This is a genomic window from Photobacterium leiognathi, assembly GCF_030685535.1.
Classification (GTDB): domain Bacteria; phylum Pseudomonadota; class Gammaproteobacteria; order Enterobacterales; family Vibrionaceae; genus Photobacterium; species Photobacterium leiognathi.
Window position 1 is genome coordinate 615,562 of sequence record NZ_CP131601.1, and the last position, 13,970, is coordinate 629,531.

12 protein-coding genes and 1 pseudogene are annotated in these 13,970 nt (G+C 41.7%); 7 read left to right on the forward strand and 6 right to left on the reverse strand.

From position 1 onward, the window contains the following. The first annotated feature begins 4 nt into the window (after positions 1 to 4). The gene (locus tag Q7674_RS09885) at positions 5 to 781 is read left to right on the forward strand and encodes a Zn-ribbon-containing protein (RefSeq protein WP_045065854.1); all 777 of its coding nucleotides are present in this window, start codon (positions 5 to 7) and stop codon (positions 779 to 781) included. A gap of 144 nt (positions 782 to 925) precedes the next feature. Further along, positions 926 to 2,314: pseudogene (locus tag Q7674_RS09890) on the forward strand (IS4 family transposase). Between the two features lie 28 nt (positions 2,315 to 2,342). Here the strand turns inward: Q7674_RS09890 and Q7674_RS09895 are convergent. The 4 genes from Q7674_RS09895 to Q7674_RS09910 form a co-directional block, all read right to left on the reverse strand. Continuing rightward, positions 2,343 to 2,615 carry a hypothetical protein gene (locus Q7674_RS09895; RefSeq protein ID WP_008986219.1) on the reverse strand — a complete coding sequence of 91 codons (273 nt, stop codon included), beginning with the start codon at positions 2,613 to 2,615 and terminating at the stop codon, positions 2,343 to 2,345. Between the two features lie 30 nt (positions 2,616 to 2,645). Then, positions 2,646 to 2,876, reverse strand: a complete 231-nt coding sequence (locus tag Q7674_RS09900; protein WP_008986220.1) for a DUF2789 family protein — start codon at positions 2,874 to 2,876, stop codon at positions 2,646 to 2,648. Between the two features lie 2,168 nt (positions 2,877 to 5,044). Next, positions 5,045 to 5,359 (reverse strand): DUF3301 domain-containing protein, encoded by a 315-nt coding sequence (locus Q7674_RS09905; RefSeq protein ID WP_008986221.1) that lies wholly within the window; start codon positions 5,357 to 5,359, stop codon positions 5,045 to 5,047. Between the two features lie 25 nt (positions 5,360 to 5,384). Beyond that, the gene (locus Q7674_RS09910; RefSeq protein ID WP_045065474.1) at positions 5,385 to 6,425 is read right to left on the reverse strand and encodes a DUF3549 family protein; all 1,041 of its coding nucleotides are present in this window, start codon (positions 6,423 to 6,425) and stop codon (positions 5,385 to 5,387) included. 198 nt (positions 6,426 to 6,623) lie between these two features. Here Q7674_RS09910 and Q7674_RS09915 point away from each other — a divergent pair, with 198 nt between their 5' ends. The 3 genes from Q7674_RS09915 (at position 6,624) to Q7674_RS09925 (ending at position 8,230) form a co-directional block, all read left to right on the forward strand. After that, positions 6,624 to 6,944 carry a YqcC family protein gene (locus Q7674_RS09915; RefSeq protein WP_008986223.1) on the forward strand — a complete coding sequence of 107 codons (321 nt, stop codon included), beginning with the start codon at positions 6,624 to 6,626 and terminating at the stop codon, positions 6,942 to 6,944. 9 nt (positions 6,945 to 6,953) lie between these two features. After that, positions 6,954 to 7,691: a tRNA pseudouridine(65) synthase TruC gene (gene truC, locus Q7674_RS09920; protein WP_045065469.1), complete on the forward strand. Its 738-nt coding sequence runs from the start codon at positions 6,954 to 6,956 to the stop codon at positions 7,689 to 7,691. Positions 7,692 to 7,783: 92 nt separating this feature from the next. Continuing rightward, positions 7,784 to 8,230: a flavodoxin gene (locus Q7674_RS09925; protein WP_045065468.1), complete on the forward strand. Its 447-nt coding sequence runs from the start codon at positions 7,784 to 7,786 to the stop codon at positions 8,228 to 8,230. Positions 8,231 to 8,292: 62 nt separating this feature from the next. Here Q7674_RS09925 and glnD read toward each other — a convergent pair whose 3' ends face one another. Both glnD and map read right to left on the reverse strand, forming a co-directional pair. Next, positions 8,293 to 10,914 (reverse strand): bifunctional uridylyltransferase/uridylyl-removing protein GlnD, encoded by a 2,622-nt coding sequence (gene glnD, locus Q7674_RS09930; RefSeq protein ID WP_045065473.1) that lies wholly within the window; start codon positions 10,912 to 10,914, stop codon positions 8,293 to 8,295. A gap of 125 nt (positions 10,915 to 11,039) precedes the next feature. Next, entirely contained in the window at positions 11,040 to 11,879 is an 840-nt protein-coding gene (gene map, locus Q7674_RS09935) for a type I methionyl aminopeptidase (protein WP_045071026.1), read from the reverse strand. A 369-nt stretch (positions 11,880 to 12,248) separates the two neighbouring features. Between map and rpsB the strand changes: the two genes are divergently transcribed. Together rpsB and tsf are read left to right on the forward strand one after the other, a co-directional pair. Continuing rightward, on the forward strand, positions 12,249 to 12,977 hold the full coding sequence (gene rpsB, locus Q7674_RS09940; protein WP_008986228.1) for a 30S ribosomal protein S2: 729 nt from the start codon (positions 12,249 to 12,251) through the stop codon (positions 12,975 to 12,977). A 119-nt stretch (positions 12,978 to 13,096) separates the two neighbouring features. Continuing rightward, positions 13,097 to 13,942 carry a translation elongation factor Ts gene (gene tsf, locus Q7674_RS09945; RefSeq protein WP_023933403.1) on the forward strand — a complete coding sequence of 282 codons (846 nt, stop codon included), beginning with the start codon at positions 13,097 to 13,099 and terminating at the stop codon, positions 13,940 to 13,942. Positions 13,943 to 13,970: the final 28 nt, after the last annotated feature.

The window sequence follows — 13,970 nt, forward strand, 5'->3', positions numbered from 1 at the left end:
AAACGTGTACGTTGTTGAGTTACAGTTTGAGTGTTTTGATAATACGACCTTATCTCGTGTTGATCGTGCGATTAATGGTTTGATGGATGACTTGCGTTACAACGGTCAGGTGTTAGGGCGTGAGTTTCCAATTACGATTGATGACGGGATTTTTCGTGTACGTGCCGTATGCCCTGAAAAAGACAGTCTGCATCCTAAATTTAATAGCCCACAGGTAACCCGTTGTTTTGAGTTGCTCAGTGATGCTTGTTTATTAGCACCGAAAATTAAAGTGCTAGGTGTTGATTTAAATTCAGAATCAGTGGCAGAAACTGCGCGTCCTACATGGCAAGTGTTATACACTACTTATGTCCACACGTGCTCGCCATTACGTAGTGGTGATTCATTATTGCCGATCCCGTTATATCAAACTCAAGCACCGATTGATGGTGATCATAAAGCGTTGGTGAAGTGGCAAACAGAATGGCAAGCGTTTGATGAAATTCAAATGGCGAATAAGAGCAAACCAGCGATTGAAATGGCACTACATGAAATTGGTGACATTGATAGTGAGCTATTTATACGTGGTAATAAGCTGCGCGAGAATTTAGAGCGCCAGACTCAAGTACCAACCTATTACTATTTATATCGTGTAGGTGGTGAAAATCTAGAAAGTGAAGCGAGTCGTACTTGTCCTAGTTGTGGTCAGGATTGGCGAGTAGGAGAGCCATTACACGGCTTATTCCATTTTAAGTGTGATGATTGTCGCTTGGTTTCAAATCTCTCTTGGAACTTCCAATAGCAAAGTACACTAACGGCATTAAAACAAAAGGCTCCGGAGGGCTGTCTCTTATACACAAATCCCTAAGCCAATGCTTGGGGATTTTTTTGAACTAATTTTATGTTTCATGATCTGATCAACTAAGCAATGATAAGGATGATTATGATGACCTATATAGAACCAACGCTTTGGGCTCAAAAACAATTCGGTCAAGCCGATCTTAATGACCCAAGACGTACTCAAAGACTCGTTGCTCTAGCTACCTCTCTGGCTGAACAACCTGGTATCCCTATCTCAAAACTCATCATCTCCCCAGCCGATATGGAAGGGGCTTATCGCTTTATTCGTAATGACCAAATCAAAGCAGAAGATATTGCAGAAGCTGGATTCTATGTCACAGCACAAGAAGCTTTAGAGCAACAAACACTGCTTGCATTGGAAGATACCACTTCTCTAAGTTACTCACATCACAGCATACAAGATACACTCGGGCATTCCAATCAAGGTAATCGACACCGAGCAATGTTCGTTCATTCAACATTGCTTTTTGCTCCCGAAACTCACACTGTAGTTGGTTTAATCGAACAACAACGCTGGACCCGAGATATTGAAAAACGTGGTCAAAGACACCAGCACGCAACTCGACCATACAAAGAAAAAGAAAGTTATAAATGGGAACAAGCATCTCGCCATGTTGCAGAGCGACTAGGCGAGAAAATGTCAGAGGTTATTTCTGTATGTGATAGAGAAGCCGATTTATTCGAGTACCTCACTTACAAGCACGAGCAACAACAACGATTTATCGTTCGCTCAATGCAAAGTCGCTGTATCGAGGAGCATGATAATCGTCTTTATGACTACGCTTCCAAGTTGTTATCAGCATGAAGCAAAGAGCTAAAAATACCGCAAAAAGGCGGTCGTAAGTCTCGCACGGCTCATCTAGACATCAAATATGCTCCCGTGACACTTAAGTCTCCCGCTAATAAAAAAGAGTTCGATAATATCTCTCTCTACTATGTTGGATGTATAGAGCAAGGTGAGAGTGACGACAAGCTCGCATGGCATTTACTGACATCAGAGCCTGTAACGAACAAAGAGGAAGCACTTAACATCGTCAGTTATTATGAGCGTCGTTGGCTGATAGAAGATTTTCACAAGGTTTGGAAAAGTGAAGGCACGCAAGTTGAACAACTGAGAATGCAAAGTAAAGATAACTTAGAAAGGCTCAGTGTTATTTTGGCATTTATTGCTACTCGTTTACTCCAGTTAAGATTTATGAACGAATCTAAAGAGTTATCTAGTAGCTGTTGTGAACGGGTGTTAAAAGGTAAAGCGTGGAAGCTTATGTGGTTAAAATTGGAGAAGAAAAAGCTGCCCAAAGAAGCACCAAATATATCGTGGGCTTACAAAAGTATTGCACGGTTAGGTGGTTGGAAAGATACCAAGCGGACGGGTCGCGCTTCTGTAAAGACATTATGGCAAGGATGGTTTAGGTTACAAACCATCCTTGAAGGATATGAACTAGCTAAGTCTCTTGAACACAATGACTTGTGATCAAGAGACAGCCGGAGGGAGCCTTTTATTATTGTTGTGCTTCTAATCTTGCTAAGCGCTCAGATAGGGCTGTGACTTGTTGCTCCAATTGTGCAATGCGCTCATCTGCGGTTAATGTTTTGGTTTGCTTTTCAATTGTCGGTACTTTTGCGTTTTTCTTCCATGCTTGCAGTGCTTTAATAATCACAGGAATTGGCAGGGGATTAGATAATCGTGCTTTGATCAGTGCAACAGAAGGCTCTTTACCTTCGGTTGTTAATGCTGCAATGACACTTTCTAATTCTTGAGTGATTGTCGACATTCTTTTTGTATCCTACATCTATAACCGCATTTACTTTCTTAGTAATGCATCGAGTTGATCTATTACCTCACACCAATCTGCATCTTGCTCTTGGCACTCTTGAATAAATCGGCGTTGTACCTTTGAGAAAAAAGGTGCCTCAGTTATATGTTGTTGCTGAGACAGCTGATGCTGAGTGATAAACACTTGTATAAATTCATCAGAGTTATTTAGCCCTAATTGACTAAATAGATTGGATAAATTGTGCTGGAATGGCTCCATGAGCAGTTCCTTATCATCATGACTTAGATACTAAGCAAAGTATAGTGCATTCCTATTGTCTTTTTTGACTCTTGGCTTTGTGAGAGATCTCTTACAAAGGTGTAAGATAAATCGATTACATGTTTAGTTGATTTCTTTGTTATTAACGATAAGTTAATGATTTATATTGATTCTAATAGCGTTGGTATTTATAGAATCTCATTATTTTATAAACTATTGGTTTGGGTAGATTGTTTAAAATAACCAATAGCGTAATCTTATTGGTGTCGGAAGGAGCTGACAGAACGGAACAGGAATTGACTACAGGATGTAGTGTCTCAGGATGAGAAGTTGGTGAACTAGGATGGTTTATCAAACAAGGATTGTGAAGGGACACCGTAGGATACGGTAAGGTAAATAGGATATTTACCAGTCAGGATGACAGATGGAACACTTCAGGACGAAGTAAAGGACACCTCCAGGAAGGAGAAGAGAGTCAGAACAGGATGTGATGACGGGTTAGGATAACCAAAGGAACAACTTCAGGACGAAGTATAAGGACAATGCTGAAGGAAACAGCAGTCAAAGGAATGAGGCAGGGAGCACTATAGTAGCGGGAATGCTGCAAGTAAGACCTAAGGGCGCAACGAAAGTTGCGCCCTCTCTTTTTATTTGAAGAAAAATATCTTTATTGATTCCCCCACCTTTATTGTGCTTAAGGTCATTTGTTGTGGCTTTACTGCGCCATTTCCGCAGTGAAAACACCAAATGTAAAAGAATGTGAAAATATAAGAATCACTAATCTCTAGCTTTCTTGTAAGAGATCTCTTACAAAGGCGTGGGAAATATGCATTTTAGGTTTCAAAAATATCTTATATTAAATAATTAACATTATGTTTTTATTGTTATTTTATCAATCTTCTCCTTGTGGTTTATTTTTTCTGAAAAATAAATAAATTTAAGGGTGTAGGTTTTTAATGGTGCATAACGTAATATTAATGGTGTCGGAAGGAACTGACGGAACGGAACAGGAATTGACTACAGGATGTAGTATCTCAGGATGAGAAGTTGGTGAACTAGGATGGTTTATCAAACAAGGATTGTGAAGGGACATCGTAGGATACGGTAAGGTAAATAGGATATTTACCAGTCAGGATGACAGATGGAACACTTCAGGACGAAGTAAAGGACACCTCCAGGAAGGAGAAGAGAGTCAGAACAGGATGTGATGACGGGTTAGGATAACCAAAGGAACAACTTCAGGACGAAGTATAAGGACAATGCTGAAGGAAACGGCAGTCAAAGGAATGAGGCAGGGAGCACTATAGTAGCGGGAATGCTGCAAGTAAGACCTAAGGGCGCGACGAAAGTCGCGCCCGCTCTTTTTTCTGCCTTCGAAAAACTTTCCACACGCTTCACCTCCTTCACTTCTATGCGATCGATTTTTTAACATTATTACTATTTTTGGCCTAGATCTGCCTATTTTATTAGACTTTATGGTCTATTTAGCCATTCATCTTGTAAGAGATCTCTTACAAGCTTGTGGGAGTAATTCTTTTTTTGCATTAGAAAAAGAGTAATAGATTTTCAATATATAAATATAATCAAGCGCTTAACCAAATAATTAACATATTAATAAAATGTTTTATTCTTTCATATTCTATATATATGTTGTTCTCAATGACTAATGCGGTAATATTTATCGTGTCGAAAGGGAACGACATTGGATTTAGAACAGCTAAGGATTAGCTAATCTCAGGATGAGAAATAGATAGCGGAGCTATCTAACAAGGATTGTGCAGGACACTACAGGATGTGGTGCAGTAAATTAGGACATTTACTAGTCTGGATGACACGGACACTTTAGGAACGAAGTTTAGGGATAGCGCTCTAGGATGGAGTAAGTGGAACACTCTAGGATAGAGTAGGGAATACCTTCATTGATGAAGTCAGGAACAACTTTAGGATGAAGTAGGGACACCTCCAGGAACGGGAGAGAGAGTCAGTATCGGATATATTGACGGGTCAAGGAACTACCGAAGAGCAACTCTTGGATGGGGTTTGGAGTTACACTGGGGACTTAAGTATATCAAGGATTGATAGCAGGGAGCACCATAGTAGCGGGAAGTGCTACATGTAAAGCCATAGGGCGCAACAGATGTTGCGCCCGTTCTTTTTGTGGCTAAAAATTAATACTCTTCACCTTCAGGCAACCGATGCGGTGGAATAAAGAAGTGACTTGCTCGTAGGCGCTTCATTTCTAAGTAGCCCTGATAAGCATCATGTCCATCAGCAGAAAATTCAAAGATAAATACTGTCCGCCAACCCCATTCACCATGGTGATCTTTAAGCTTGTGTTTACCTCTAGCAAAACTTAGCAGCTGTAATCCCATATTTTTACAGCGTTGCTCAATAAAATATTGCGCTAGCTCGGTTTGTCGTCGCTGCTGCCAGAATAAAAAAGCAATGATTGCAACGAGCAGTATTCCTAATAAGTTTTCCATCGATTAATTCCCGAGAGTAGGCTAATTACTGCCCACGCGCATGTTGTTGTAATTTTTGAATTGCAGCGATCAATTCAGGCTCCGCTTGACCATGTAATACTTGCAGCATGATGCCACGTAGAGCAGGTAGCATAACAAGATCGGCAAACAGCTGATTAAACAGTGCTTGATCTTCTGTTTGAGCTAGGCGCAATAAGAATTTAGCCGCAATGTCGATGCTTGATAATCCAGCCCAGCAACGACCAGCAATGGCAATTAAAACTTCACGATGACACAGTTCAGGTTTATCGAGAATATTCTTAAGTGATTGATGTAACAGTGAGATGTTACTACCCGATAAGGCACGGATTAATGCTGATACCAGAAAAATGTCAGGATTGTCGCTATTGATTTCAGCGTCAAGGTGTTCATTAATACGCGCACTCAGTGTGTCTGATAATGGACAATGCTCTAAACAGCCTAATAAAGCGTAAAGCGGTGTTATCGGTAAATTCGTAATCGATTTACGGATATAAGTCGCATTATTTTCTTGCTTCATTCGCGCACAGATATCAGCGAGTCCTTGTAAGCCAACACCTTGCCATTGTTCCCAATCCAATTGACCTGATAAGTAATGCTGCGCATGCTCATAATATTGGCTGGCAGGTAAGTCTAACTGTTGACGAAGTTGAGCATGGAAAATAGCCATCTTGTCATCAGTAGGTTTAAAAGTATAAGGATTGGCTGCTAGTTTTTCTTGCTCTTCTTCTGTTGGCTCAGCATTGAGTGTCGCGCCCATAGCCTCAATCACATACTTAATAAAATCACCCACAGCGGCTTGTTTTAATAAACCACGTTCGTCAAGCGGCAAACGTAAAAACCAAATCCATGGCGAGTGGTTTGGCTGCCAAAATGAAATGGCTAAGTGTGCGTGTTGCTGTAATGACCATGGATAAGGCTGGCGATTGTCTTCTACCGCTTTAAATTGTGAAACGTCAATTTCGTTAACACGGCGGCCGAGATCAAAAATATTGTACTGACAGCCTGCATTATCAAGTAGTTGGGTTAGGGTGTGAAATTTATCCATGGACATATCTGTGCTCCTCAATCAGAAATTCAGTATAACTTTTGCAACGGGGCAATCCTACCTATTCACGAAAGGATTTATTTTTATATCAATATATGGGATGAAGTGTTGTGAGAGTGGAATAGGGCACAAATGAACAAATCCTTGGGTGATGTGTTATCCGATGCTATTCTGCGCGGCTTTAGTTCAGGAGGAAAAATGGATAAGTATCATCATAGCCAGCGTCTACTTGATGAGTTAGAAGTGGTTTTACGCCAACATTGTCATTGGCAATTAACGCCTCCTGATCCTCAAGCATTGGCTAGTACAGAGCCTTTTGCAATAGATACACTTGATTGTCATCAATGGCTGCAATGGATTTTTATACCTAAATTTGGTCAGTTAATTGCGCTGCGATTACCTTTGCCTGAAAGGTTTGAAATTAGTCCTTATGTTGAAGAGGCCATGAAAGAGCAAACAGGTGTTGAGGCGATTTTAGCGATCACTTGTCAGCTTGATTTACTATTTAAACAACACTGAGTACATGTAATGGAACTTGAAATTTTATACCGTGACGAATATTTAATTGCGGTAAATAAACCTGCGGGTATGTTAGTGCATCGCTCTTGGTTAGACAGTCATGAGACTGTTTTTGTGATGCAAACATTGCGTGATCAAATCGGCCAACATGTGTTCCCATTACATCGCCTTGATCGCCCGACTTCAGGTGTATTGTTGTTTGGTTTATCAAGTGAAATTGCAGCAGAAATGATGCCAATGTTCGCTGGTCGCGATATGCATAAAACCTATCATGCAGTGGTACGTGGTTGGATAAAAGAAGCGGCGGTGCTTGATTATCCACTCAAGGTTGAGCTTGATAAAATCGCCGATAAAAATGCATCGGAAGAGAAAGAAGCGCAGCCTGCTGTTACGGCGTATGAACCACTAGCTACAGTCGAGACTGACATTGCAGTAGGTCGCTATTCAACCAGTCGATATTGCTTAGTGGAAATGAAACCAGAGACAGGACGTAAGCATCAGTTACGTCGTCATATGCATCATTTAAGTCACCATATCATTGGTGATGTTAATCATGGTGATGGACGTCATAATCGCATGTTCCGTGAACATTATGATTGTCATCGTTTAATGCTACATGCATCAAGGTTGCAGTTTGCTCACCCGATCACAGGTGAGCCGATTGATATTCGTGCTGATATCGATGAAACATGGCAACGTGTAATATCGGCATTTAATTGGTCATCAGATCTATTAGTGCGAGACTAATCGCGCTTTCACAAGTCAAACCTCACTGGCTTGATTTTTAAGCTTATCATTGCCACAGTGGTAATAACACAACAGTGGCAATGGAGGGCACAATGGCTCGGTTAGGTATTTTTATTGGATCTGTTTATGGTGGCGCAGAAGATCTTGCAGAAGCATTAGCTAGCAGCGCGGCATCGGTTGATACTCAAGTGTATTTTGATCCGACACTCGATGATTTTCTTGATTATAAAGATGATACGGTGTTGATCATTTCATCGACAACAGGGCAAGGCGAGATCCCTGAAAATCTACTGCCGCTGTATGTCGCATTACAAGATCAGTTCCCATTGTTACCTGAGCAAGGTTTTGGTGTGATTGCTATGGGTGATTCGAGTTACGGTGAAGATCGTTTCTGTGGCGCTGGACGCCAATTTGATGCATTACTTTCAGAGCTTGGTGCTAAATCATTACAGCCAAGGTTAGATATTGATGCTGGTATACACTTTGAGCCGTTAGAAGTGGCACAAGATTGGTTTGATCAATTTGTTGTCCAACTTTAAAAAGAAAGCCTGCATTACGCAGGCTTTTTTTGTTATCAATTGTGTTCGTTATGAAAATTAAATCAGGCGTGTTTATTAATCATTTTGATCAGTGACGCTTTTAAGATCTCTTGCTGCTCTTCGGTTAGATGGCTACCTTGCTCATTAACTAAAATAAAGAAGTCTTCAGCCCGTTCTCCAATGGTGGTGATTTTTGCGGCCTGTAAGCTAACGTTATGCTCGGCAAACACTGAGCCCACTTTAGCAAGTAAGCCTGGCATATCTAAGGCAACCAGTTCCATCATGGTTTTTTTACCAGTTTTGGTTGGTAGAAAACTGACTTCTGTTGGGACATTGAAATGCAATAGCTTACGAGGTGCTCGGCGGATCTTACGCTCTGATTTCATGACAGTGAGCGCTTTGGTTAATGCTCGACGGATCGTGGTATGGCGGTTTTCATTGATCGCTTTACCATTAGGATCAAGCACCATGAAAGTATCTAGGGTATAACCGTCTTTACTGTTCATGATTTGGGCGTCATGGACACTTAAGTTTTTCTTATCAAGCTCTGACACCACAATAGCAAACAGTTTGGCTTTATCTTTGCTGTAAACGAAGACTTCTGTACCACCGCGCGTGGCTTTTTTGCTCAATAAAATGAGTGGCTTTTCATGATCGTGTTGCAATAGTGCTTCGGCATGCCAAGCCAATTGTTTATGGGTATGACGTAAGAAGTAATCGGCTTTAAAGCGTTGCCATAACACTTCAATTTCACGAGGCTGGAAACCTTTACTACGTAAAATTGCTGACGCTAGTTGTTGATTGTGGCGAATGCGGTCACGTACATCAGGGGTATTTTCCAGCCCTCGACGTAACGCTTTTTGGGTGGAGTAATAAAGTTCAGCAAGCAAGGTGCGTTTCCAGCTGTTCCATAAGTCTTGGTTAGTGGCGCAAATATCGGCAACGGTTAAACAAACAAGGTAATCAAGGCGCTCTTCATCACGAACTTGCTTAGCAAACTCTGCTACTACTTCAGGATCGTAAATATCACGACGTTGTGCTGTGACTGACATTAGTAAGTGCTTTTTCACCAGCCATGACACGATGTTGGCTTCTGGGCGTGAAAGCCCATGTTGAATACAAAACTCATAGGCATCAACCGCTCCAAGCTCTGAGTGATCGCCTTTTCTCCCTTTGGCAATATCATGGAAAATAGCGGCGAGGATCAACAGCTCCTTTTTGACAATACGAGGATAGACTTCACAGCAAATTGGATGACGTTGTTTGTTTTCAGGATCTGCAAACTTATTGAGGTTTTTGATCACTCGAATACTGTGCTCATCCACGGTATAGACATGGAATAAGTCAAATTGCATCTGACCGACAATGTGACTCCATTGCGGTAAGTATGCAGACAAGACGCCATGACGATGCATTAATCGAAAGGCTTTTTGCAACGCATTGGGTTGGCGTACAAGCCCCATGAATTTTTCACGGGCAGCAGGAATATCAATGAGAAAACGATTTAAACGACGACGAGCAGTACGTAATTGACGCAGTGTTGGCGCCGCAATACCTTCAATTTCAGAGTTTTTTGCCACATGTAGAAACATATCTAAAATGGTTTCGGGACGAGCCTGAAATAAAGCGGGTTTGGTCGCTTCAATTAAGTGCCCACGAATTTGAAAGTCTTCATCTAATACAACTGGCGCGACATCTCTTTTATTCGTGATAATTGCTTGATCAAACAGCTGAAGCAACATTTTGTTAAGCTCAGCAACGCGGCGTAGGGTGCGATAGAATTCTTTCATCATCATTTCAACCGCTTGATTCCCTTCACCTTGGTAGCCAAGGTTTGCTGCGACTGATGCTTGATGATCAAAGGTTAAACGGTTGTCATAACGACGCAGTTCAATATGTAAAGCAAAGCGGATCCGCCAGAGTTCATTTTGACACTCGACGAGTTCTCGATATTCAGCATCAGTAAGAAAACCATGACGACTCATTTCAAATAAGCTGGTGGCACCAAAATGACGACGAGCAACCCAACTTAAGGTGTGAATATCACGAAGACCACCGGGGCTCGATTTTATATCGGGCTCAAGATTATAAGTGGTGTCGTGATAGCGAGCATGACGAACTTTCTGCTCTTCAAGTTTAGCTTGATAGAACACATGGCTAGGCCAAAAGTTTTCTGAGTTTAAGACTCCAGTAAGGTGTTCGAAGATGGCTTTGTTACCGCAAAGATAGCGGGCTTCGGTAAGGTTGGTAGCAACAGTTAAATCGTCTTTGCCAATGTTAAAGCAATCAGTTACGGTACGGACACTTTGTCCTACTTCTAAGCGTAGATCCCACAAAAGCGTAACAAATTCGCTGATTTTGGTACCGACAGCCTCCTCAATAGGACTTTCACTTAAAATAAGAATATCAACATCAGATAAGGGGTGGAGCTCACTTCGACCATAACCGCCAACCGCGACTAACGCTAAATCTTCCTGTAGTGAAAAACCATAAAAGTGCCATAAACGTTGGAGTAATAGATCGATATAGCAGCTGCGTTCAGTGACGAGATCAGCAATAGGAACATGTTGGAAAAACCGTTGTTTTTGATGCTCTGCAAATGCTGTTAATGCTTGGCGTAGTTTTTCTTGGGTGATGTCTTGATCTGCGTAGCTATCAAGTTGAAGAGAAAGTGTATCCGTCATTGCTGTCCATGCCATTGTTGAATCTTAGCTTTACTATAACCACAACCACATCGGAACAACATGTATAGATAGAAAAAAACCGACACAAATGGTCGGTTTTTATTATCTTGTTAACTGAGTAACAATTATGCGTTGTGCATTAGACGAGGCAGTGATTCTTCTTTACGTAGTGTTAAGATCTCACAACCTTCTTTTGTTACTAGTAGCGTGTGTTCCCACTGTGCTGATTTCTTACCGTCTACAGTGTAAACAGTCCAGCCGTCTTGATCATCTGATTCACAGCCAAATTTACCAGCGTTGATCATTGGCTCAATCGTAAAACACATGCCCTCTTTTAGTACAGTGCGATCGTTGTTTTTGTAGTGAACCACTTGTGGCTCTTCGTGGAACTCGTTACCAATACCGTGACCACAGTAGTCTTTAACGATAGAGAAACGGCTATTACCAGCTTTAATGAATTTTTGAATAGCAGTACCGATATCGCCAACACGTGCACCAGGTTTTACTTTCTTGATTGCTAGATACAGGCTTTCCTGTGCAACGCGGCAAAGACGCTTGTCTTCAAGTGATACTTCACCCACTTCAAACATCTTAGAGGTATCACCGTGGTAACCATCTTTAATGACAGTTACGTCAATGTTGATGATGTCGCCATCTTTAAGCACTGCAGGCTTGTTGAATTTACCATTAGCTTCAGGTACTTCTTCATCAGCTTTTGCTGGAATACCGTGACAAACAACGTGGTTGATTGAAGTACAGATTGATTTCGGGAAACCGTGGTAGTTTAGTGGTGCAGGGATCGCTTGTTGCTCTTTAGTGATGTAGTCATGACAAATACGATCAAGCTCTTCGGTAGTTACACCAGCTTTAACGTGGGGTTCGATCATTTCTAGCACTTCAGCAGCCAAACGGCCCGCTACGCGCATTTTTTCGATTTCTTCAGCCGTTTTGATCTTAATGCTCATATAATCGTCTCTATTCGTATGTTTTGCTATAACGCTATGTTACCAGTCGCTAGGGGAGAAAGGAAAGATAAGATTAATTCTCATAACCAGATTTGACTGGATTTAGCGACTAAATATGTGGTATAAAGCGCGCCGTGATCAGTGATTTTGTTACTTTCATACTAAGTGTATTTGTGCTTTGCCACTAATATATAGGTACGAAGGTGCGACTTGATTGAGTCATACATACTTAATTTTATTATTCACACATATCGACACATCTGCCGGGGTGCTCGGTTATCTTTTATTAGATAACGATAGCTTATTGCTGTCATCGGGTCGGTTTTAAGATGGGATATGTGGACGCCTAACCCCATAGAGGATTATTCAATGGCAACTGTATCAATGCGCGACATGCTTCAGGCTGGTGTACACTTCGGTCACCAAACTCGTTACTGGAACCCAAAAATGAAGCCATTCATTTTCGGCGCTCGTAACCGTGTACACATCATCAACCTAGAAAAAACTGTACCAATGTTCAACGAAGCACTAGCTGAAATTGAAAAAATTGCAGCTCGTAAAGGTAAAGTTCTTTTCGTTGGTACTAAGCGCGCAGCTAGCGAATCAATCAAAGAAGCAGCAGTAAGCTGTGACCAGTACTACGTAAACAACCGTTGGTTGGGTGGTATGCTGACTAACTGGAAAACTGTTCGTCAGTCAATCAAGCGTCTTAAAGATCTTGAAGCTCAATCTACTGATGGTACTTTCGAGAAGCTAACCAAGAAAGAAGCGCTAATGCGTACTCGTGAAATGGAAAAGCTTGAGAAATCACTAGGTGGTATCAAGAACATGGGCGGTCTACCAGACGCAATGTTCGTAGTTGGTGCTGATTGTGAGCACATCGCAATTAAAGAAGCTAACAACCTAGGTATCCCAGTATTTGCTGTTGTTGATACAAACGCAGATCCAGACGGTGTTGATTTCGTTATCCCAGGTAACGATGACGCAATCCGTGCGATCCAGCTTTACACTGGTGCTGTAGCTCAAACTGTTAAAGAAGCTCGCAACCAAGATATCGCTGTTCAAGCTGAAGAAGACGGTTTCGTAGCTGAAGCTTAATAAGTACTTGGTACTTTACAGAGCCTCTTAAGTTACCTTGTGTAAACTAAGAATGGTTACCAGGGGCCGCTAAAGGCCCCTGATTTTTACTCAAAGAATTCAATCTGAGGATTATGACAATGGCAACAGTTACAGCTGCCCTAGTTAAAGAACTGCGTGAGCGTACTGGCGCAGGCATGATGGAATGTAAAAAAGCGCTAGTAGAAGCTAACGCTGACATCGAGCTAGCAATCGAAAACATGCGTAAGAGCGGTGCTGCAAAAGCTGCTAAAAAAGCGGGTAACGTAGCTGCTGAAGGTACTATCATCATCAAGAACAACGAAACTACTGCAGCACTTGTAGAAGTTAACTGTCAAACTGACTTCGTTGCTAAAGATGGTAACTTCCTAGGTTTCGCTAACGAAGTAGCTGACGCTGCTCTAGCTAGCAAAGCATCTGTTGAAGAGCTTCAAGCACAATTCGAAGAAGCACGTGTTGCTCTAGTTGCTAAGATCGGTGAGAACGTTTCTATCCGTCGTGTTGCTTACATCGAAGGTGAGCAAATCTCAACTTACCGTCACGGTGAGCGTATCGGTGTTGTTGTTGCTGGTAACGGTAGCGAAGAAACTCTTAAGCACGTTGCAATGCACGTTGCAGCATCTAAGCCAGAGTACGTTAACCCATCTGACGTACCAGCAGACGTAGTTGCTAAAGAGCGCGAAGTTCAAGTTGAAATCGCAATGAACGAAGGCAAGCCTAAAGAAATCGCTGAAAAGATGGTTGAAGGCCGCATGAAGAAGTTCACTGGCGAAGTTTCTCTAACTGGTCAAGCTTTCATCATGGAACCTAAGAAAACTGTAGGTGACGTGCTTAAAGAAGCTGGTGTTTCTGTTTCTGGTTTCGTTCGCCTAGAAGTTGGTGAAGGTATCGAGAAGCAAGAAGGCCTAAGCTTCGCTGAAGAAGTAGCATTGGCTCAAAAAGGTTAATCCTTTTTAGCGAATAGCTTATAGAAGA

Coding starts and splice junctions, on each gene's coding strand:
- Q7674_RS09895 (WP_008986219.1), bottom strand. CDS start 2,615: ATGTCGACAATCACTCAAGAATTAGAAAGTGTCATTGCAGCATTAACA.
- Q7674_RS09925 (WP_045065468.1), top strand. CDS start 7,784: ATGGCTCGGTTAGGTATTTTTATTGGATCTGTTTATGGTGGCGCAGAA.
- tsf (WP_023933403.1), top strand. CDS start 13,097: ATGGCAACAGTTACAGCTGCCCTAGTTAAAGAACTGCGTGAGCGTACT.
- map (WP_045071026.1), bottom strand. CDS start 11,879: ATGAGCATTAAGATCAAAACGGCTGAAGAAATCGAAAAAATGCGCGTA.
- Q7674_RS09905 (WP_008986221.1), bottom strand. CDS start 5,359: ATGGAAAACTTATTAGGAATACTGCTCGTTGCAATCATTGCTTTTTTA.
- glnD (WP_045065473.1), bottom strand. CDS start 10,914: ATGACGGATACACTTTCTCTTCAACTTGATAGCTACGCAGATCAAGAC.
- Q7674_RS09915 (WP_008986223.1), top strand. CDS start 6,624: ATGGATAAGTATCATCATAGCCAGCGTCTACTTGATGAGTTAGAAGTG.
- rpsB (WP_008986228.1), top strand. CDS start 12,249: ATGGCAACTGTATCAATGCGCGACATGCTTCAGGCTGGTGTACACTTC.
- Q7674_RS09910 (WP_045065474.1), bottom strand. CDS start 6,425: ATGGATAAATTTCACACCCTAACCCAACTACTTGATAATGCAGGCTGT.
- Q7674_RS09900 (WP_008986220.1), bottom strand. CDS start 2,876: ATGGAGCCATTCCAGCACAATTTATCCAATCTATTTAGTCAATTAGGG.
- truC (WP_045065469.1), top strand. CDS start 6,954: ATGGAACTTGAAATTTTATACCGTGACGAATATTTAATTGCGGTAAAT.